Source organism: Actinoplanes auranticolor, assembly GCF_018332655.1.
GTDB classification, from domain to species: domain Bacteria; phylum Actinomycetota; class Actinomycetes; order Mycobacteriales; family Micromonosporaceae; genus Actinoplanes; species Actinoplanes auranticolor.
In genome coordinates this window covers 125,689-146,243 of the sequence record NZ_BOQL01000022.1, presented here as the reverse complement: position 1 = coordinate 146,243, position 20,555 = coordinate 125,689, and the positions used below count along the sequence as shown (strand labels likewise).

Annotated in this window: 15 protein-coding genes and 1 pseudogene; 10 read left to right on the top strand and 6 right to left on the bottom strand. The window is 73.5% G+C overall.

What is annotated here, in order from left to right; genetic code table 11:
• Positions 1–415: pseudogene (locus Aau02nite_RS14220) on the top strand (hypothetical protein); the annotation flags it as partial.
• Between the two features lie 6 nt (positions 416–421).
• Here Aau02nite_RS14220 and Aau02nite_RS14215 read toward each other — a convergent pair.
• The 4 genes from Aau02nite_RS14215 to Aau02nite_RS14200 form a co-directional block, all read right to left on the bottom strand.
• Positions 422–964 (bottom strand): NUDIX domain-containing protein, encoded by a 543-nt coding sequence (locus Aau02nite_RS14215; protein ID WP_212988873.1) that lies wholly within the window; start codon positions 962–964, stop codon positions 422–424.
• Positions 965–1,009: 45 nt separating this feature from the next.
• Positions 1,010–1,375, bottom strand: a complete 366-nt coding sequence (locus tag Aau02nite_RS14210; RefSeq protein WP_212988872.1) for a VOC family protein — start codon at positions 1,373–1,375, stop codon at positions 1,010–1,012.
• A gap of 79 nt (positions 1,376–1,454) precedes the next feature.
• Positions 1,455–3,821 carry an ATP-binding protein gene (locus tag Aau02nite_RS14205; RefSeq protein WP_212988871.1) on the bottom strand — a complete coding sequence of 789 codons (2,367 nt, stop codon included), beginning with the start codon at positions 3,819–3,821 and terminating at the stop codon, positions 1,455–1,457.
• Positions 3,822–3,830: 9 nt separating this feature from the next.
• Entirely contained in the window at positions 3,831–4,082 is a 252-nt protein-coding gene (locus Aau02nite_RS14200) for a DUF5999 family protein (protein WP_281420983.1), read from the bottom strand.
• A 166-nt stretch (positions 4,083–4,248) separates the two neighbouring features.
• On the opposite strand from Aau02nite_RS14200, the gene Aau02nite_RS14195 reads away from it, so the two are divergent.
• Entirely contained in the window at positions 4,249–4,851 is a 603-nt protein-coding gene (locus Aau02nite_RS14195; protein WP_212988870.1) for a sigma factor-like helix-turn-helix DNA-binding protein, read from the top strand.
• On the opposite strand, the gene Aau02nite_RS14190 is transcribed toward Aau02nite_RS14195, so the two are convergent.
• Complete coding sequence (locus tag Aau02nite_RS14190; RefSeq protein ID WP_212988869.1) at positions 4,839–6,926, bottom strand: peptidoglycan recognition protein family protein; 2,088 nt, start codon at positions 6,924–6,926, stop codon at positions 4,839–4,841. The two genes, Aau02nite_RS14195 and Aau02nite_RS14190, sit on opposite strands and share 13 nt — an antisense overlap.
• A 188-nt stretch (positions 6,927–7,114) precedes the next feature.
• On the opposite strand from Aau02nite_RS14190, the gene Aau02nite_RS14185 reads away from it, so the two are divergent.
• From Aau02nite_RS14185 to Aau02nite_RS14175, 3 genes are all read left to right on the top strand, one after another.
• Positions 7,115–9,445: a putative bifunctional diguanylate cyclase/phosphodiesterase gene (locus Aau02nite_RS14185; protein WP_246595129.1), complete on the top strand. Its 2,331-nt coding sequence runs from the start codon at positions 7,115–7,117 to the stop codon at positions 9,443–9,445.
• Between the two features lie 139 nt (positions 9,446–9,584).
• Positions 9,585–11,756 carry an RNA polymerase recycling motor ATPase HelR gene (gene helR / locus Aau02nite_RS14180; RefSeq protein WP_212988868.1) on the top strand — a complete coding sequence of 724 codons (2,172 nt, stop codon included), beginning with the start codon at positions 9,585–9,587 and terminating at the stop codon, positions 11,754–11,756.
• Positions 11,753–13,318 carry an MDR family MFS transporter gene (locus Aau02nite_RS14175; RefSeq protein WP_212988867.1) on the top strand — a complete coding sequence of 522 codons (1,566 nt, stop codon included), beginning with the start codon at positions 11,753–11,755 and terminating at the stop codon, positions 13,316–13,318. The genes helR and Aau02nite_RS14175 overlap by 4 nt, the downstream gene beginning before the upstream one ends.
• A 9-nt stretch (positions 13,319–13,327) precedes the next feature.
• Here Aau02nite_RS14175 and Aau02nite_RS14170 read toward each other — a convergent pair whose 3' ends face one another.
• Positions 13,328–14,245, bottom strand: a complete 918-nt coding sequence (locus Aau02nite_RS14170; protein ID WP_212988866.1) for an NADP-dependent oxidoreductase — start codon at positions 14,243–14,245, stop codon at positions 13,328–13,330.
• A gap of 91 nt (positions 14,246–14,336) precedes the next feature.
• On the opposite strand from Aau02nite_RS14170, the gene Aau02nite_RS14165 reads away from it, so the two are divergent.
• The 5 genes from Aau02nite_RS14165 (at position 14,337) to Aau02nite_RS14145 (ending at position 20,540) form a co-directional block, all read left to right on the top strand.
• Positions 14,337–15,407 carry a class I SAM-dependent methyltransferase gene (locus Aau02nite_RS14165; RefSeq protein ID WP_212988865.1) on the top strand — a complete coding sequence of 357 codons (1,071 nt, stop codon included), beginning with the start codon at positions 14,337–14,339 and terminating at the stop codon, positions 15,405–15,407.
• Between the two features lie 63 nt (positions 15,408–15,470).
• On the top strand, positions 15,471–18,359 hold the full coding sequence (locus tag Aau02nite_RS14160; RefSeq protein WP_212988864.1) for an AfsR/SARP family transcriptional regulator: 2,889 nt from the start codon (positions 15,471–15,473) through the stop codon (positions 18,357–18,359).
• Complete coding sequence (locus Aau02nite_RS14155) at positions 18,352–18,921, top strand: hypothetical protein (RefSeq protein WP_212988863.1); 570 nt, start codon at positions 18,352–18,354, stop codon at positions 18,919–18,921. Before Aau02nite_RS14160 ends, Aau02nite_RS14155 begins: the two co-directional genes overlap by 8 nt.
• 54 nt (positions 18,922–18,975) lie before the next feature.
• The gene (locus tag Aau02nite_RS14150) at positions 18,976–19,605 is read left to right on the top strand and encodes a bifunctional 4-hydroxy-2-oxoglutarate aldolase/2-dehydro-3-deoxy-phosphogluconate aldolase (protein ID WP_212988862.1); all 630 of its coding nucleotides are present in this window, start codon (positions 18,976–18,978) and stop codon (positions 19,603–19,605) included.
• Positions 19,602–20,540, top strand: a complete 939-nt coding sequence (locus Aau02nite_RS14145; RefSeq protein WP_212988861.1) for a sugar kinase — start codon at positions 19,602–19,604, stop codon at positions 20,538–20,540. Before Aau02nite_RS14150 ends, Aau02nite_RS14145 begins: the two co-directional genes overlap by 4 nt.
• Positions 20,541–20,555 lie beyond the last annotated feature (15 nt).

Below are 20,555 nucleotides of genomic sequence, written 5' to 3'. Positions count from 1 at the left end.
CATCAACGGTGATCTGACGGTTCGCTGGGGTAATCCGGTGGAGATCGGTCAGGGGTGGACCGGCGCGGATGGTGCGGTGTACTTCGCCGACATTTCCGGTGATGGTTTTGCGGAGGTGATTCGTAAGGATGGCGGGAAGTTGTCGGCGTACTACAACAACGGCATCAATGGTGATCTGACGGTTCGCTGGGGTAATCCGGTGGAGATCGGTCAGGGGTGGACCGGCGCCGACGGTGCGGTGTACTTCGCCGACATCTCGGGTGATGGTTTTGCCGAGGTGATTCGTAAGGACGACGGGAAGTTGTCGGCGTACTACAACAACGGCATCAACGGTGATCTGACGGTCCGCTGGGGCAGCCCGGTGGAGATCGGTTCCGGATGGACCGGAGCCGACAGTGCGGTCTACTTCGCCTGAGTGAGCTCAGGTCCGGTCCCGGGCGGCGAGGTAGCGGCCGAGATGCGGCTCGAAACGAGCCGGGTCAGCCGCCGCCAGCTCCGCCCGGGACCACCACCGCGCTCCGGCGAACTCCCGCTCGTCCACCCGCAGCTGCTCGTCGCGGCCCACCGCGGCCGGGTACCACAGGCTCACGTCCGTATGTCCCGCGTCCACCCCGACCGTCCGGGTCACGGTCAGGAAGATCGGCTCGGCCGCCGCGCCGGTGCAGCCGAGCTCCTCGTCCAGCTCGCGGGCGGCCGTCAGCGCCGGATGCTCACCCGGCTCGACGTGGCCGCCCGGCGGCAGCCACAACAACGCGTTGCGGTGATCCACCAGCAGCACGTCACCGGTCGCCGGGTCCGTCGGCACCACGTAGGACACCAGGTGCTTCGGCGGTGTGGCGGGCTTGACCCGGCGGTACACGTCGTCCGTGCCGGCCAGCCAGGCCAGCGCGTCGGCCCGGTGGGCGGCGGCGAGATCGTCGTGCGGGCTCAGGGCGGCGACGAGAGCCCGGAGGTCGGTCGGCATCCGGCGATGATGTCAGGCCGCGAGCGGGACGTCCGGCCGAGGCCGTCAGGAGCGCAGGCAGATGTCGAACGGGTGGCCGCCCGGGTCGAGCAGCACGCGCCAGCGGTCCGGGTTCGGCTGTTCGTCCGGCTTGGTGGCGCCCAGGGCCAGCGCCTGTTCCTCGGCCTTGTCCAGGTCCTCGACGTAGAAGTCCAGGTGGAAGCGCTTCGGGGCGGCCTCCTGGGGCCAGCCGGGCGCGGAGTAGCCCGGCAGCCGGCCGAAGCCGATGCTGGTGGAGCCGTCGCCGATCATGGCGTACTCGGCCTCGCTGTGCAGGACCTCCCAGCCCAGCACCTGCGAGTAGAACGCCGCCAGGCCGGCGGGATCCGCGGCGTCCAGGTTGAGCATGGCGAGGGAGGCGAAACCAGGCATGGCGGGAGCCTTTCGGGTACGGGCGGCGCTGATCGTCGCCGACGCCACCGATCCTGCCCCAGGTACCTGACACCCTCTGTCAGGTATCGCGTTGCGCCGCCAACCAGCCGGCCACTTGCGCCCGCGACGTGAAGCCGAGCTTGCTCAGGATGTTCTCCACGTGACCCTCCGCCGTACGCTGGGCCACCACCAGCCGGGCCGCGATCTCCCGGTTGCTCAGCCCCTGCGCGATCAGCGTGATGACCTCGCGTTCCCGCCGGGTCAGCCCCAGCTCGGCCAGCCGGGTGTCCGCCGTGGCCGCCGGCTCGGCCGCGGCCGCGCGCGGTGCCGGGACTTCGGGAGCGGCCGGGCGCTCCAGCGCCATGGTCAGCGCCTCGGCCGTGCTCAGTTCGCTCCCGCGCCGGAACGCCGCGTCGAACGCCCGGTCGCCGAGCCGCGCCCGGATCGTGGCGACCGCCTCGTCGTGGTGGTCCTGCAGGCCGTGGAACGACGCCAGCGAGGCGTGCATCGCCTGCCACACCCGCTCGGCCGCGCCCAGCAGCACGGCCGCGCGCTGGTCGCGCTGCTCAGTCGCGCACACCCAGCCCAGGCTCTCCAGCGACAGGCCCACGCTGAACTGCTCGTCCTCGACCAGCTTGCCGACCGCGAGGCTCTCCTTCGCCGCCTCGGCCGCGCCCGCCAGATCACCCGCCATCCAGCGCAGCACACTGAGCGCCCACATCGCGAACGAGCGCCACCACACCTCACCGTTGGCCGCCGCCAGGTCCCGGCACGCCAGCAGGTCCGGGTAGCCGTCGGTCGGGTCGTCGTCGGCCAGGCCGCGGGCCAGTCCCAGCACCGCCAGCGTCCACATCTCGCCGCTGAGCGAGCCCAGCTCCCGGAACCGGGTCAGAGCCTGCTCGAACAGCGGCAGCGCCTTGGCGTGGTCGCCGCCGAACATGGCGATGTTGCCCTCGATCAGCGGGATGAACGCCAGCTCCGGCGACGGCGGCAGGGTCATCGCCAGCGACCGGGCTTCGGTCAGCAGGGTCTCCGCGCGCGACGGGTCGCTCTGCACGCAGGCGATCCAGCCCGCCACCCGCAGCGCCTTGACCCGGGTCCAGTGCCGCGGCGCGGGCATGGCCAGCGCCCGGTCCAGCCAGTGCCGGCCCTCGGAGAGGAAACCGCGGACGAACCAGTGGTTCTGCAGGTCGGCCGCGAAGCGCAGGGCGGTCCCGGGTGCCGCCGCGGTGACCGCGTACTCCAGGGCCACCCGCAGGTTGGCCTGCTCGTGGCGCAACCGCAGCATCAGCGCGGCCTGGTCGGGACTCACCCAGTGGGTGTCGCCGTACGCGGCCAGCCGGGCGAACCAGTCGCAGTGCCGGCGCGCCACCCCGGCCTGCTCACCGGCGGCGACCAGGCGGGCGGCGCCGTACTCGCGGATCACCTCGAGCATCTTGTAGCGGGCGCGCGGGCCGTCCCCGGTCCGGACGATGATCGACTTCTCCACCAGCGACGCGACCACGTCCAGGATGGCGTCGGCCGGCAGTTTCTCGTCCGCGCCGACGTACTCGGCGGCGTCGAGCTCCAGGCCGCCGGAGAAGACCGACAGGCGGGACCAGAGCAGCCGCTCCGGCTCGGAGCAGAGGTCCCAGCTCCAGTCGATCAGGGCCCGCAGGGTCTGCTGGCGGGCCGGCGCGTTGCGGGCACCGGAGGTGAGCAGCTTGTACCGGTCCGTCAGGCGGTCCAGGATCTGGTCCAGCGTCAGTACCCGCAGCCGGGCCACGGCCAGCTCGATCGCCAGTGGCATGCCCTCCAGCGCCTGGCACAGGGCGCTGATGGTGGCGCAGTTCGCCTCCGTGACGGCGAAGCCGGGCAGCACCGCGGTCGCCCGTTCGACCAGCAGGCTGGCCGACTCGTAGCGGGACAGGTCGGCCGGGGTGCAGTCCTCGTCCGCGTCGGGCACCGAGAGCGGGTGCACGGTCAGCGTGGCCTCGCCCGCGATCCGCAGGGCCTGCCGGCTGGTCACCAGGATGCGCAGCCCGGGGCAGCTGCGCAGCAGGGTCTCGGCGAGATCCGCGCAGGCGCCGACCAGGTGTTCGCAGTTGTCCAGGATCAGCAGCGCCTGCTGGTCGGCCAGGAACGTGACCAGTCCGGGGGCGCCGGAACTGACGGACTCCTCGCGTACCCCCAGGGCCTCGGCCACCGTGACCGCGACCAGGTCCGGATCGCGCAGCTCGGCCAGCTCGACCAGCCACACGCCGTCGGCGAACGCCCGCCGCATGTCCAGCCCGATGCGCTGGGCCAGCCGGGTCTTGCCGACGCCGCCGGCACCCGTCAGGGTCACCAGCCGGCTGGTGGCCAGCATCCGCCGGACCCCGGTCAGCTCGTGCCGCCGCCCGACGAAACTGGTCACCTCGGCGGGCAGGTTGCCGGGGGAACCACGCGCGGTCGTGGCGGTGCTCATAGGAGCACGTTAGTGGGTGTGACCTCCGGTTGCCGCCGCGTGGATGCCCACGGACGCCTCGGGTCGCGTCGCGAGGGCGAGCCCGGCGCAGACCCGCGGCGCGGTGACGCGGCCGTCGGGGAGCAGCTCACCGTTGTCGTCGAAGGTCACCACACCGTTGCAGAGCAGGCTCCACCCCTGCTCAGGATGGGTGGCGACCACCCGCGCGGCCTCGTGGTCGGTCTGGGTCGCCCCGGGACAGGGCGGCACGTGCACGCACAACATGTCGGTCCTCCAGCGACCAACAGTTCACCTGGGCGCGGCGCGCGGACACGGGGGAACTACCTGATCCGTACCCGAATACCTGATCGTGGGTACTTCTCCCGTGTCCGCGGGCGGTCCGGCGGCCCAGCATGGAGGTCGATCACCGCATCAGAGAGGGGCACCCATGGGCCGCCACGCGGCCGACCGGCCTCGTAAGCCTCCGCTGCACGCGGATCTGTTCGTCCCGACGCCGGGCAGTGCCGCCGCCCGCACCGCGCAGCAGCGCGCCGGCTCGGCGTTCGACAGCCTGGTGGAACCGCACCGGGAGGCGCTGGAGACGTACGTGCTGCGGCTGACCGGCGGCGACGAGGCGGCCGCCGAGAGTCTCCTCAAGGAGACGCTCTACCGCGCCGCCCAGGACCCGTCGCGCTATCCGCAACGGGCCTCGGCCGTACGCCCGTGGCTCGTGCTGACCGCGCGGACGATCATGCGCGACGGTGCCCGGATGGCCGGCCACGACGACCGGCAGTCGCCGGAGCTGCCGCCGGCCCCACGGGCCGGCACGACCATCGTCCGGGCCATGGACGACCTCGCCGCGGCCCACCGCGACGTGCTCGTCGAGCTCTTCTACCAGGGTGTCTCCCTGGAGGACGCGGCCGCGGCCCGGGGCGTCCCGGTCGAGACGCTCAAGTCGCGGCTCTACTTCGCCATGCGGTCCCTGCGGGTCGTGCTCGATCAGCAGCTCGCCGACCGGCCCGACCCGCAGGGTGGCGGTCACCGCAGGTAGACCAGCCCGTCGGCGATCACGCCGGGGCGCCCTGCGGTGCCCTCGACGACGATCCGGACCGTGTGCTGCGCGCTGTCGGGCCAGGCCCGCGTCCACACCGCGCGCCGGTGCAGCGTGTCGGGCGAGCGCAGGTCGATGATCCCGGCCGGCGCATCGTCGACGAAGATCTGCACCCGGCCGGACACCGCGGTGCGGGAGACCGCCAGAGCGGCCGACCGGCCGGTGAAGGTCCAGCTCAGCGCGGACTCCGCGGTCGTGCTGCGCAGGGCCCGGCCGCCCAGGTACGCCGTCCCGGTCACCGTGCTCCAGGTCCCGGTCCGCTCGCCGGCCGTCTCCGCGATGACGGATGCGGTGCGTTGCACAGCCACCGAGCGCGCGTTCCCGGCCCGGTCCGTGGCGCGCAGCCCGTACGAGGTCTCGGCCTGGGGCTTCACGCTGCCGGCCCAGACCGTCGTGGTGGTGGTCAGCTTGACCGGTGCCGGGGCGGTCAGGGCCAGGCTGCCCAGGCCGCCCGCGTCCGTGACGCCCCAGCGCACCCGCACGGGCACGATCCCGTTGAGCGACCCGGTCCGCAGGGACACGCTCGGCCCGCTGGTGAACTCGGGCAGGGTCTGGTCCACCAGTACGGCCACGCTGGTGACCGTCGTCATACCGTTCAGGCCGACCGCGCGGACGCGGAGAGTGTGCCGGCCCGGGCTCAGGGTCAGCAGCTGCTCCCGGTCACCGCGCGGTGCCGACGCGGTGAGCACGTCGTCGACGAACACGTCGAACCGGTACAGCATGCTCGTCGGGGTGCTGACCTGCCAGAACGGCCGGATCGTGCCCCGGGTGTAGTAGGTGGCGCCGACCTTCGTGGCGCCGTTCACCTTGGTCACCGCGAGGCCGCTCGGTGCGGCGCCGGCGAGGCTGCGGATGGAGCCGAGCTGCGCGTACAGGGTGTTGCCGGGGCATTCGGTCTTGCCGGTGTCGCGGTGCCCGGAGACCCGGTTCAGCATCGCGGTGCTGCCCCTGGCGTAGCGGTCGCTGCCGCTGGAGGTCATCGCGACCCGGCCGCTCGGCGGGTTGCCGTACGCCCCGAGCTTGTACGCCGCGACCTGCGCGATCACCCGCTTCACCGGCGCCGGGACACCGACGCCGGAGTAGTTGCCCAGCACCGCGATGGCGCTGCTGCGGGCGTTGAAACCGAGCGTGTGTGCGCCCAGCACCGGACGCGAGAAGCCGCCCGCGCGGCCCTCGAACAGGGTTCCGCACTTGTCGACCAGGAAGTTGTAGCCGATGTCGTCCCAGTTGTTGCTCTTCACGTGGTACGCCTGGATGCTCCGGATGATCGCCGGCGACTGGGCGCAGCTGTAGTTGTTGGTCCCGGCCGTGTGGTGTACGAAGACCACCTGCACGTCGGGGGAGTATTCGGGGGCGCCCCGCACGATCTTCTCGTTGGCGCCCCACCGGGTCCGGCTGAACACCGCCGGCGCCGGTCGTGGCGGCACGGTGACGTCGGCGCGGGCCCGCCCGGCCGGCGCCGGCAGCGCATCGGCCGCCGGGGCGGTGGGCCGCGGAGCCGGCGTACCGGGGTCACCGGGGTTGATCAGGTCCATCCGCAAGCCGGCCGGCAGCGGGCGGGCCCGGCCGGCATCGGCGATCCGCGCCTGCACCCCGTCCGACTCGCCGACCCAGAGCGGGTCGGTGCTGCCCCGGGCCGCCCGGGCGTCGCCCGAGCCGGGCTCGGCCGGCGACGCGCCGTCGGACTCGAGCTGCTGCCAGCCGGTCCAGGCGCCGTCGGCCGCCCGCCGGGTACGGATCTCGACCACGCCGCCGAGCTTGCGGCGCGGGTCGCTCCAGGTGACCCCGACCATGCTGAACCGCCCGGTGGTACGCGGCGCGACGGCCCGGGCACCGGCGGCTGCACTGCGTCCGGTCACCGATGATCCGGTCACCGAGGTCAGGTCGATCGTCTGCAGAGTGGGCCCGGTGGCAGGCGTGCTCACCGCCTCCGGACGAGCCGCCGCACCACCTCCGGCGGCCAGTACGGTCACCGCTGCGCTCAGCGCCAGCGCCGTGCCGGCAACGGCGGCCATGACTCGTCTCTGGGTCTTGTTCTCCACGCGTTTCCCCCCGCGAAAGGCTTCGGACCAGGCCAGATCAGGATGAAACGTATGCGGCTCTCATGTGTGGGGTTGCCGATTCCCGTGACACCGGTCACCCTGTTCCGGGTGCCGGGCACGGGGTTCGTTAATGCGTCGCACCGTTCTGCCGAAGGTAGGACGTGACCTCCGTGCTGGCGCCCGTCCGAGCCGGCGGCGACGTGGACGCGCCGACCGAGGCCTATCCCGTGCTGCCCCGGCGCAGCGCCGTGCTGGCCTGGTCGTACATCGCCGCGGCAGCCCTGGCCATCACCCTGTTCGCGGCCGGGCCGGCGTCGTGGCAGCTGCCGCTGATGCTGACCGCGATCATCGGCGGGCTGTGGGCGACGACGTACGCAGTCCGCCGCATCGCCGTCCCCGCGCACCGCAAGCCGTGGCGACTGCTGCTCTGGTCCGCCTGGATGTTCTTCGCCGGCATCGTGCTGCGGGTGGTCGTGCCCGGCGCCGGCGCCTCCCCGCCGACCTCGATGGCCCTCATCCCGGACGCCTTCGTGCTGCCCGGCTACCTGCTGATGGGCTACGGCTTCGCCGACATGCTGCGCCGCCGCCGGGCCGCCGACGACGACCCGGCCCGGGTGGACGCGCTGCTGGTCGGGCTGGCCGCGGCGTTCATGTGCTGGACGTACCTGATCGTGCCGTCGATGGCGCAGACCGATCTGACCCCGCTGCGCATCGCCAACTCGTTCTTCCCGATCATCGACGTCGTGCTGGTGGTGCTGGCTGCGCAGCTGGCGATCTCCGGCGGTGCCCGCCAGCCGTCGCTGTGGCTGCTGCTGTCGGCGTCCGCGACCATGTTCGTCGGCGACTTCCTGTTCATGCTGCGCGACGGTGCCCTGGCCGACGTGCCGCAGCATGCCGTCGACGTGCTCTTCATGGCGACGTTCCTGCTGGTCGGGGCGGCCGGCCTGCACCCGTCCATGCGCACGCTGACCGAGCCGCAACGCGTGGTCGTCACTGACCTCAGCAAGCTCCGGACCGGGCTGATCGCGCTGCTGGTGGTCGTGCCGACGATCATCACCACCATCGTGCCCGCCGGCTCCACCCTCAACGGCGTGGTCCGGTCGGTCCTGTGCGTCCTGCTCATCCTGGCCGTGTTCGGCCGGGTCGTGCGGTCCAACAACTCCCGGGCCCGCGCCGAACGGGCCACCCGCCGCCGGGCCACCCATGACGCCCTCACCGACCTGCCCAACCGGGAGCTGCTGGCCGAGACGATCGCGCAGTGGGGCGACCGGGCCGCCGCCGAGCAGCAGGAGATCAGCCTGCTCTTCATCGACCTGGACCGCTTCAAGATGGTCAACGACCACTGGGGTCACCAGGTCGGCGACGAACTGCTGTGCGCGGTCGCCGGCCGGTTGAGCGCGCAGATCCGCGGGGCCGACCTGGTCTGCCGGATCGGCGGGGACGAGTTCGTGATCGCGTCGGCCAGCCCGTCGCACTCCGCGCTGGCCGAGTCGCTGGCCGACCGGGTGCTGGCCGAGTTCACCCGCCCGTTCGAGCTCTCCGTGGGCAACGTGGTGATCTCCGCGTCGATCGGGGTGGCCAAGTCGCTGGGCGGGGCACAGGCGCTCGAACTGATCCGCGACGCCGACACCGCCATGTACAAGGCCAAGGGCAGCGGGCGCAACGCGTACGCGCTGTTCGACACGTCCCTGCGCGACGAGGTCCGGGACCGGATGAACCTGGAGCAGGCGCTGCGCCGGGCCCTGCCGCGTGGCGAGCTCTCCGTGCACTACCAGCCGATCGTGGACCTGGCGACCGGCGAGCTGGACGGCTTCGAGGCGCTGATGCGCTGGCAGCACCCGACGCTCGGCGCGGTCTCGCCGGTCGACTTCATCCCGGTGGCCGAGGAGACCGGCCTGATCGTGCAGAGCGGAGCCTGGCTGCTGCGCGAATCCGCGGACCAGCTCGCCGCCTGGACCGCCGAGCGTGGCCCCGGCGCCCGGCAGCTGCACGTCTCGGTCAACGTCTCGGTCCGCCAGCTGCGCGACGGTGCGCTGGTCAGCGTGGTGCACGACGTGCTGGCCGACAGCGGGCTGGCGCCGGAGCAGCTGTGGCTGGAGATCACCGAGTCGGGCGTGATGGAGGACATCGACGCCGCGCTGATCACCCTCAACCAGTTGCGCGGCCTCGGCGTGACCCTGTGCATCGACGACTTCGGCACCGGCTACTCCTCGCTGAGCTACCTGAACCGGCTGCCGGTCGGCATCGTCAAGATCGACCGTTCGTTCGTCAGCCGGGTCGGTGAGGACGGCGCCAACGAGCCCATCGTGCGCGCGGTGCTGGCCATGACCCGGGCGATGAACCTGCGCGTGGTGGCCGAGGGTGTGGAGACCGAGCTGCAGCGCGACTGGCTGCGTGAGCAGGGCTGCGATCTGGCCCAGGGCTGGCTCTACGGCAAGGCGGAACTGCCCGCGAACCTGGAGAGCTGGATCCACCGCCCGGCTGTCGCCTGAGCTCGATGGAAGGGGGCGCGAGAGGAGAACCCACTCTCCGCCACTTCTAACGTATATCGCACCCCGGGGCTTGTGGCAAGACCCCGTCCATGCCGCAGAATCGTCCGCCGAGACCGGAATCTGCGCAATCGAGGTGTGAATGAATCCCCTGGCGACCAGCGCCTTCGATCTTCCCGGCCGGCTGGCACCGAAGGCCGACCCGAAACTGATCGCCGCCGACGAGCGGCACTTCGCGGCCATCGCGGAGAGCTTGCGGGAGTCCATCGCCGACCTGTCCGACCGCCTGGAGACCGAGCGCCGGGCGCCCGCGGGCAAGGGCCGGCAGGCGGTGGACCGCGACACGGAGGTACGGCGGCTGACCGCCCGCCTGCGGGCCCTGCGCCGTTTCGGGATGGACCTGTGTCTCGGCCGCATGGTCAGCGCCGACGACGCCGAGCCGGTGTACGTCGGGCGGTTCGGCCTCACCGACAGCGCCGGCCGGCGGCTGTTGCTGGACTGGCGGTCACCGGCGGCCGAGCCGTTCTTCGGGGCGACCCACGCCAACCCGATGGGTCTGGCCAGCCGCCGCCGCTACCGCTGGACCCGCGGCCGGATCAGCGACTACTGGGACGAGGTGTTCACCCCGGACGGGTTCGAGGGGCATGCCGCGCTCGACGACCAGTCCGCGTTCATCGCCAGCCTGGGCGGCAACCGGTCGGACCGGATGCGCGACGTGCTCGGCACCATCCAGGCCGACCAGGACGCCATCATCCGCGCCGGGTCCGGCGGCGCTCTCGTCGTCGACGGCGGTCCCGGTACGGGAAAGACCGTCGTCGCCCTGCACCGCACGGCGTACCTGCTCTACTCCGATCCCCGTCTCGGTAACCGCAGCGGTGGCGTGCTGTTCATCGGCCCGCACCAGCCCTACCTGGCCTACGTCGGCGACGTCCTGCCCAGCCTGGGCGAGGAGGAGGTGCAGATCTGCACCCTGCGCGACCTCGTCGCCGAGGGTGCCGCGGCCGGACCCGAAGCCGACCCGGAGGTGGCCCGCCTCAAGTCCTCGGCCGAGCTGGTAGGCGCGATCGAGGCAGCCGTCAGGTTCTACGAGGAACCGCCGACCGCCCCCATGACGGTCTCCACCGGCGAGGCCGACATCCGGCTGAGCGCGGCCGACTGGGCCGAGGCGTTCGAGGCGCCCGGACCCGGTACGCCGCACAACGAGGCCCGGGACGAGATCTGGGAGGAACTGCTCACGATCCTGGTGGAGAAGTACGACGGCGACGAACCGGAGAACTTCGTCCGCCGGTCGCTGGGGCAGAACCGGGAACTGGTCACCACCTTCAGCCGGGCGTGGCCGGTGCTCGAGGCGGCCGACCTCGTCGCGGACCTGTGGGCGGTGCCCGCGTACCTGCGCAAGTGCGCTCCCTGGCTCGGCCCGGACGAGCTCCGCAAGCTGCGGCGGAACGCGGGGCCGGCCTGGACGGTGTCCGACCTGCCGCTGCTGGACGCGGCCCGGCGGCGGCTCGGCGACCCGGAAGCGTCCCGGCGCAGCCGCCGGCACGACGCCACCCTCGCCGTCGAACGCGAGCGTATGTCCGCCGTCGTCGACGAGCTGATCCACGCCCACAGCTACGACGACGGGGAAGGGGTGCTGTCCAGCCTGCGCCAGCTCGACCTGCAGGACGCCCTGGTCGACGAGACCGCGGTGCCCGGCGCCGAGCCCGACCGGCTGGCCGGCCCGTTCGCGCACATCGTCGTGGACGAGGCCCAGGAACTGACCGACGCGGAGTGGCAGATGCTGCTGCAGCGCTGCCCGTCCCGCAGCCTGACCATCGTCGGGGACCGGGCCCAGGCCCGGCACGGCTTCACCGAGTCCTGGCCGGAACGGCTCGACCGGATCGGGCTCGACCGGATCACCATGTCCTCGCTGACCATCAACTACCGGACGCCGGAGGAGGTCATGGCGGAGGCCGAGCCGGTCATCCGGGCCGCGCTGCCCGACGCCAACGTGCCGGCCTCCATCCGCAGCAGCGGCGTTCCCGTCCACCACGGATCCGCGGCCGAGCTGAGGTCCATCCTGGACAGTTGGCTCGCCACGCACGCCGAGGGCATCGCCTGCGTGATCAGCGCCGACGGCAGCACCGTCCCGGCCACACCCCGGGTCCGGTCGCTGACCCCCGAGCTGTCCAAGGGACTCGAGTTCGACCTGGTCGTCCTGATCGACCCGGAGACGTTCGGCCGGGGGATCGAGGGCGCGGTCGACCGCTACGTCGCGATGACCCGCGCCACCCAGCAACTCGCCGTTCTCACCACCACCGAGGGAGATCGATGACGCCGGCCACCACCCCGCCCGCCGCCAGGATGTCGCACCGGGAGGTCGTCCAGGCGCTGTCCGGCCTCATGCTCGGCCTGTTCGTGTCCATCCTCGCCTCCACGGTCGTGTCCAACGCCCTGCCGCGGATCATCGCCGACCTGGGCGGCTCGCAGTCCGTCTACACCTGGATCGTCACCACCGAACTGCTGGCCATGACGGCGACCGTGCCGCTGTGGGGCAAGATGGCCGACCTCTACAGCAAGAAACTGCTGATCCAGCTCTCCCTGGGCCTGTTCGTCGCGGGCTCACTGATCGCCGGGCTCACCCCCGACGTCGGCATCCTCATCGTCAGCCGGGTCGTGCAGGGCGTCGGCGCGGGCGGGATGGGCGCACTCGCCATGATCGTGATGGCCGCGATGATCCCGCCGCGTGAGCTGGGCCGCTACTCGGGGCTGTTCGGCGCGGTGTTCGGCGTCGCGACCATCGCCGGGCCGCTGATCGGCGGGCTGCTGGTGGACACCTCGTGGCTGGGCTGGCGCTGGTGCTTCCTGATCGGCGTGCCGTTCTCGCTGGCCGCGATCGGGCTGCTGCAGAAGACGCTGCACCTGCCCCCGACGCCGCGCCGACCGGTCTCGATCGACTGGCTCGGCGCGACCCTGATCACCGCGGGCGTGTGCGACCTGCTGATCTGGTCCACCCTGGCCGGCAACCACTTCGCCTGGGGCTCATGGCCGACCGCGCTCTTCGTCGCGGCCGGACTGCTGCTGCTCGCCCTCGCCGTCCGCGTCGAATCGCGGGCCAAGGAGCCGATCATCCCGCTGAGCATCTTCGGCAACCGCACGGTGTCTCTGGCGATCGTCGCCAGCGTGCTGGTCGGCCTGGCCATGTTCGGCGGGACGGTGTTCCTGTCGCAGTACTTCCAGATCTCACTCGGCAAATCCCCGACGGTCGCCGGCCTGATGAGCCTGCCGCTCATCTTCGGGCTGCTGGTGTCGTCCACCGTGGCCGGCCAGCTGATCACCAGGTACGGCCGGTGGAAGGCGTACCTGGTCGCGGGGGCGGTGGTGATGACCGCCGGCATGGTGCTGCTGAGCACGATCGACGCGCACACCAGCGTGCCGATGCTCGCGCTGTCCATGGTGGTGCTCGGGGTCGGCGTCGGCATGCTGATGCAGAACCTGGTGCTCGCGGCGCAGAACGACGTACCGGCTCAGGAGCTGGGGGCGACCACCTCCGCGCTGACGTTCTTCCGCAGCATGGGCGGCGCGATCGGGGTGAGCGCGCTGGGCGCGGTGCTGGCGTCGCGGGTGACCTCGATGCTGGCCGAGCGTCTCGGCCCCGCCGAGACGGGCGGCACGGCCAAGGTGCCCGACCTGGCCACCCTTCCACCGGAGGTCCTGGCCGTCGTCCGCGACGTCTACGGCGAGGCCACGGCCCGGCTGTTCCTGATCGGCGCCCCGATCGCCGCCCTGGCCGTGATCGCCGTCCTGTTCATCAAGGAGAAGCCGCTGCACACGCTGAGCGGCGACGAGCGCCGGGCCCAGGAGGAGGAGGCCGCCGCCGGCGCGCCGCTGACGTGACCGGTCCGCTCAGGGCTGTTCCGGCTCGACGATGAGCACCACTTTGCCGCGGCCGTGCCCGGCCTGCACGGCCGCGTGCGCCGCGGCGACCTGGGCCAGCGGGTACGCCCGCAGCGGCATCGTCAGCACCCCACGGGCAGCCAGCGCGATCACCTCGGCCAGCCGTACGGGGGAACGGGGCGCCCGCACCACCGGGGTGCCGAACTCGGCGGCGTCCTTGTCGTCGGCGATCGTGCCGATTCGCTCCCGGGGCACGCCGAGGGCCACCGACGCGGCGACGGCCCCGCGCCCGGCCGCGTCCAGGGCCACCGTCACTGGGCCGGGCGCGACCGCACGGACCGCCTCGACCAGGCCGTCGCCGTACGCGACCGGAACGGCACCCAGCTCCCGCAGATAGTCGTGGTTGGCCGGGCCGGCCGTCCCGACCACGGTGGCGCCGGCCAGCCGGGCCAGCTGCACCGCCAGCGTGCCCACCGAACCCGCCGCGCCGTGCACCAGCAGCACGTCGCCCGCGGTGACCTCCAGCTGGGCCAGCGCCCCGGAGGCGGTCTGCCCGGCCGCCACCAGCGCCGCGGCGGCCGGGAAGGACAGCTGCGGCGGCTTCACGACCAGGTTCGCCGCCGGTACGACGACGTGGGTCGCCTGACCGTTCATCATCGTGGAACCCAGCACCGCCGTGCCCGGGACGGGGCCGGTGACACCCTCGCCGAGCAGGTCGACCACCCCCGAGAACTCCTGGCCGACCTGATGCGGGAAGTGCCCCGGCCCCGGTCTCATCCACCCCTCACGCACGCCGACGTCGAAGGGCTGCACTCCGGCCGCGCGTACCCGGACCCGCGCCTCGCCCGGACCCGGCACCGGATCGGGCAGCTCGGCCACCCGCAACACCTCGGGCGGGCCGTACCGGTCGAACACCGCTGCTCTCATCGGGCCACCTTGCAAGCTCAAGCCGGGTTGAGGTCAAGAGCCACACGCGGACTGCACGCGAACCGCACGCGGACGGGTCCACGGTGGTCCCATGACGACCGCAGAGAAGACCGCCGAACGCCTGCTGGGCGCGCTGACCGCCGCCGCCGAACTGTTCACCGTCGAGCTGGGCCGCGAACTCGGCCTCTACCCGGCCCTGCGCGGAACCCGGCTCACCGCACCCGAACTGGCCAGGACAACCGGCATCGACGCCCGGTACGCCCGCGAATGGCTCGAACAGCAGGCCGCCGCCGGACTGCTGACCGCATTTCCCACCGACGGGGATGACCCCGACGAACGGCGGTTCACCCTGAGCGAGGAGGTCGCCGCCGTGCTACTGGACGAGACCGGGCCGGCGTACCTGGGCACGGCGGGACAGTTCGCGCTCGGGCTCGGCCTCACGGTCCCGGCCGTCACGGAGGCGTTCCGGACCGGGGCCGGCGTCTGCTACGCCGACTACGGCCGGCACATTCGGCACGGCATCGCCGCGTTCAACCGGCCCATGTTCACCCATCAGCTCACCGGCGAATGGCTGCCGGCGGTGCCGGAGATCGACCGGCGGCTGCGGGCCACGCCGGGCGCCCGGGTGCTGGACCTGGGCTGCGGGCTGGGACATTCGTCGGTGGCGCTGGCCCTGGCCTACCCGGCGATCACCGTACGCGGGGTGGACCTGGACGAGACCTCCGTCGCGGAGGCACGCCGGACCGCCGCGGCTGCGGGCGTCGCCGACCGGGTGAGTTTCACGGTGGGTGACGCGGCGGTGCCGGCCGGCCCCGGCGTGGACCTGGTGACCATCTTCGAGGCGCTGCACGACATGGCCGACCCGGTCGGCGTGCTGGCCGCCGCCCGCGCGGCCCTCGCCGACGGGGGCAGCGTCCTCATCGGCGACGAACGCGTCGCCGACGAGTTCACCGCGCCGGCCGGCGAGATCGAGCGCCTGCAGTACGCCTTCAGCGTCCTGCACTGCCTGCCCGCCACCCGCGCCGAGGGTCCGGCGGTGGCCAACGGGACGGTGCTGCGCGCGCCGACGCTGCTCGGCTGGGCCCGGGAGGCCGGCTTCGCCCAGCCGGAGGTGCTCGACATCGCCCACGATTTCTGGCGTTTCTACCGGTTGCGGGGCTGACCGGCGGCCCGGCTGCCGGAAATCCGACGGCACCGGGCGGTCCGGCCGCCCTAGGGTCATCGCATGCAGGTGCGGGTGCTCGGGCCGTTCGAGGTGGACGGCCCGCACGGACCGTGCGTCGTGGCCGGCGCACGGCAACGCACTGTGCTCGCCGTCCTGGCCCTGCACGCCGGGCGGCCCGTCGCGATCGGCCGGCTGATCGACACCGTCTGGCCGGACGATCCGCCGCCCTCTGCCCGCAACAGCCTGCAGTCGCACGTGACCCGGCTGCGCGCGGCGCTGCCGGACGGCGTCGTCCGGCACGAGCCGGCCGGCTACCGCCTGGTCCTGGCACCGGAGCAGGTGGACGCCCTGTGCTTCGAACGACTGCTGAGCGAGGCACGATCCAGCACCGACCCGGCCGGGCGGGCCGAGCTGCTCGACCGCGCGCTGGCTCTGTGGCGTGGGCCGGCGCTGCCCGAGTTTCCGGCCGGGCCGCTGGCGGGCTGGGCGGCGCGGCTCGGTGCGGCCCACCGCACGGCGCTGGCCGACCGGGCCGAGCTGGGCGGCGGGAGCGGCCGGCTGGCGGCCGAGGTCGCCGCCGACCCGTGCTGGGAACGGGGTGCGCTGGTGCTGGCCCGGATGCTGCCGGTGGCCGAGGCGACAGCGGTGCTGCGCGGCCACGCCGAGGCCGTGGTGGAGGCCCTGGGACTCGACCCGTCACCCGCGGTCCGCGAACTGCAGGCCCAGCTGACCCGCGGAGATCACCGGCCCGCCGCACCCGCGGCCGACCCGGGCTCAAGCCCGGCGGTGGCGCAACGGCCCGGGGACGGTCCGGAGGTCGCCTTGTCGCGGCGGGACCTGGCTGTGGGCGTACCCCGGTATGTCTCGTCCTTCCTCGGCCGCGAGGGGGAGCGGGCCGCGTTGCTCGCCGGCGACGGGTTGGTCACTGTCGCCGGCCCCGGCGGGGTCGGCAAGACCCGGTTGGTCGCGGAGGCGGTCCGCGAGCTGGCCGTCGCCTGGGTCGATGCCGCGGCGGTCCGCGGCCGGGACGATTTCCTGCAGGCTGTCGCCGCCGGTACGGGCGCCCGCCCGGCCCCCGACGACGACGTCGTCGCAACCATCGCCGCCGCCTGCCGATCCCGGAGCGGCAGCGTGCTCGTGCTGGACAACTGCGAGCACGTCCTCGCGCCCGCCGCCGAGGTCGTCGAGGCCGTCCTCGCCGCCGCGCCCGGCGCCCGGATCATCGTCACCAGCCAGGAGCGGCTGCGGATCGACGGCGAACGCGTTCTCGTCCTCCCCCCGCTCTCCGCGGACGCCGCCGCGGCGATGTTCGCCGACCGCGCCGACGGCACGGTCGACCTGGGTGATCCCGCTCAGGCCGCAGCGGTCGGCGCGGTCGTCGAGGCCCTCGACGCGCTGCCGCTGGCCATCGAACTGGCCGCCACCCAGGCCCCGGCGCTCGGCGTGGCCAACCTGCGGGACCGGCTCGACGACCGGCTCGACCTGCTGGTCCGGGGCCGGCGCACCGGCGAGCCCCGGCAACGCACCCTGCGCTCGGTGGTCGACTGGTCGTTCGGGCTGCTCGGCGACGACGAGCAGCGGATGCTGGTGCGGCTCGGCGTGTTCGCGGGCCGGTTCACCGTGGCCCTGGCCGAGGCCGTCGTCGCCGACGCCACGCTGCCGCGCTCGCACGTGGCCCGGGCGCTCGCCGCGCTGGTCGACCGCTCGCTGGTGAGCCGGGCCGGGCCCGGGAGCTTCCGGCTGCTGGAGACCGTGCGGGCCTACGTCCGGCAGCATCCGGCGGCCGGCGCCGCCGAGCTGCACCGGCGGCACGCCGAGGCCGTCGTCGCGGCGACGGAGGTCCTCGATCTCGCGCTGCGCGGACCGCGGGAGGCCGAGGCCGCGCGTGACCTCGACGCCCTGCTGCCCGACCTGCGGCAGGCGGTCGAGACCGCCCGCGACGATCCCGCGCTGATCGCCCGGCTGGCCGCCGCCGTCTACCGGTACGGCTACCACGGCCAGCGCTACGAGGTGCTGGCCTGGGGTTACGCCGCCACATCGACGGGCTCGGCGGGCGCTCTGGCGGCTGCCGCGACCCACGCGTGGGGGCGCGGAGACCTGACCGCCGCCCGTGAGCTGCTCGCCGCGGCCCCGCCGCACCCCGCCGCCCAGGAGGTTCTCGGGGACATCGCGCTGGTCTCCTGCGACGGCGAAGCCGCCCTGACCCACTACCGGGCCATGACCGCGCTGGCTGCCGACGGTGCAGTGCGTGCTTCCGGCCTGGCCTGCGAGGCGCTGGTGCTCGCCTGGACCGACCAGCCGGAGCAGGCCGTCGCGCTCGGTGCGGCCGCGGTGGACGTGGCCGACCTGACCGGCAATCCGACCGCCCGCGCGATCGCCCGGTACGCGCTCGGCGAGGCGCTCGGTGATCTCGACCCGCCCCGGGCCGTCGCCCTGCTCGACGAGGCCGCCGCGCTGGCCCGCAGCGTCGACAGCCGGCTGTTCGTCGGCGCGTCCATGGCCGCCGCCGTCGCCATCCGGTCGCGGCACGCCGATCCGGCGGACGCGTTGCGGAGCTTCCGCGAGGTGCTCACTTTGTGGCGCGAGGCGGGCAACGACACTCTGCAGGTGGCCGCGCTGCGCAACCTGGTCGTGCTGCTCGCCCGGATCGGTGCCGACGACACCGCGGCGCTCGTCGATGCGGCACTGCCGCCGGCGCGGGTCTATCCGGCCGAGGCCGCGCGTCTGCGCCGGGCTCGGGCCGCCGTCGCCGAGCGGCTGGGGCCGGCCGGGATCGTGGCCGCCCGGCGCCGGGCCGCGGTGCTGACCAGCGGCCAGGTGGTCGAGGCGGCGCTGGCCGCGATCGACGCCGACCTGGCCCATCGGCCGGATCCGGCGGACGCCAGGTCACGATCCGGGCCTCGGGCGGGACCCGGCGGACCGGCATCGCTACCGTTGGCGGGTGTCTGAGATCCCCTGGTGGGCGTTACCCCTGGTCGCCGTCGTGTTCGCGCTGGCCGGGGCCGGTGTGACCCTGCTCGTGGCGGCCCGCGACGAGTACGCCCGCAGCCGCGCCAAGCGCACCAAACGGTGGTACGCCGAGCGCAAGGAGGCCTACATAGCCCTGATGACGGAGTTCGAACGGGCGACCTACCGGTTACGGGCCGCGCTGGACAGCGGTCAGCCCCCACCCGGGCCGTTCACCTACGTCGACGCTGTCGGGCCCGCCCTCATGCAGGTCCGGTTGCTGGCGTCGGGGCAGGTCCGCAGCGCCGCGCTGGCGGTGCACCTGCTGATCGAGAAGCTGTACACAGAGCAGCCCACCCCGCCCCGCGGCGTCGACCCGGAGAAGTCGGTACGGGAGATGCTCGGACACGTGCCCCTGGTCATGCAGCAGTTCGAGGCGGCCGTCCGCGAGGAGCTCGGCATCGAGGCCACTCCGCCTCCGCCGCCGGTGGAGCCGCCGTCGCGGGGACTGCGGTCGTACATCCGGCGGGACGCGGCGCCGGCGGAGTCCCGCGTCACTGGTTGATCTTCACCCGGCCGGGGAGTATGGAGGCATCGGCGGGATCCTGGGGAGGCCTCCATGTCAGACGAATCGGTTACCGAGGCAGTGGTCCGCAGCGGCGTGGTGGCCGTGCTGCGCGCGCCCACCGCTGATGCCTTCGCCGCGGTCAGTGACGTGCTGGTCGAGGCCGGCATCACCGCCCTCGAAGTGACCTTGACCTCCCGCGGCGCGCTGGAGGCGATCGCCGGGCTGCGCCGCCGGCTGCCGGCCACGGTCGCGGTGGGCGCCGGCACCGTGCTCACCCTCGACGACGCCAAGGCGGCCGTGGACGCGGGCGCCGCCTTCCTGGTGTCCCCGGTGTGGGTGCCCGCGCTCGACGGCTTCGAGGTGCCGGTCTATCCGGGGGCGTTCACCCCGACCGAGATCTTCAACGCCGCCCGGGGCGGGGCGCCGCTGGTCAAGCTCTTCCCGGCCGGCACGGTCGGCCCCCGCTTCCTCAAGGACCTGCGCGGCCCGCTGCCCGGCGTCCGGATCATGCCCACCGGCGGCATCGAGATCGCCGACATCGCCACCTGGCTCACCGCCGGCGCCGCGGCGGTCGGTCTCGGTGGCCCGCTCATCGGCGACGCGGCGAGCGGCGGCAGCCTGGCCCAGCTCGCGGTGCGCGCCCGGCGGGCCGTCGACGCGGTCGCGTTCGCCCGCTCATGAGCGCCGGACTGGTCACGCTGGGCGAGACCATGGGCCTGGTCGCCGCCGAGGGCGTCGGCCTGCTGGAGCACGCGCACGGCTTCCGCTTCGGCATCGGCGGCGCGGAGAGCAACGTGGCGATCGGGGTCTCCCGCCTCGGCGGCCGGGCCACCTGGGTGGGCCGGATCGGCCCGGACGCGACCGGCGACCTGATCGAGCGCCGGCTGCGGGCCGAAGGCGTGCACACCGTGGCCATCCGCGATCAGGCCTACACCGGCCTGATGGTCAGGCACCGCCGCACGGGCGCCCTGACGACCGTCGACTACCACCGTGCGGGCAGCGCCGGCTCCCGGCTCGGCCCGGCCGACGTGCCCGTCGACCTCCTGCGGTCGGCGGCGATCCTGCACGTCACCGGCATCACCCCGGCGCTGAGCGACACCGCCCGGGCCGCGACCTTCCAGTCGGTCGAGACGGCCCGCGCCGCCGGGGTCACGGTGTCGGTCGACATCAATTACCGCGGCAAGCTCTGGTCCCGGTACGACGCCGCGCCGGTCCTGCGCGACCTGGTGTCCCGCGCGGACGTGGTCTTCGGCGGACCGGACGAGGCGGCGCTGGTGCTCGGTGCGGACGAGGCGGTGGCCGACGGGCTGGCCGCGCTCGGCCCCGGCGAGGTGATCGTCAAGGACGGTCCCCGCGGGTGCACCGGGCTGATCGCGGGGGAGCGGTTCGCGCTCGAGGCGCTCGACGTGACGGTGGTGGACCCGGTCGGGGCGGGGGACGCGTTCGTGGCGGGATATCTGGCGGACCGGCTCGCCGGGGCCGCGCCTGCGCAGCGGTTGGCCACGGCGGTGGCGGTGGGCGCGTTCGCGGTCACCGTCCCGGGCGACTGCGAGGGCCTGCCGTTCCGGGCGGACCTCGCTGCGCTGCTCTCGGCCACCGACGACGTGGCGCGGTAGCCGGTCCGCGCCCGC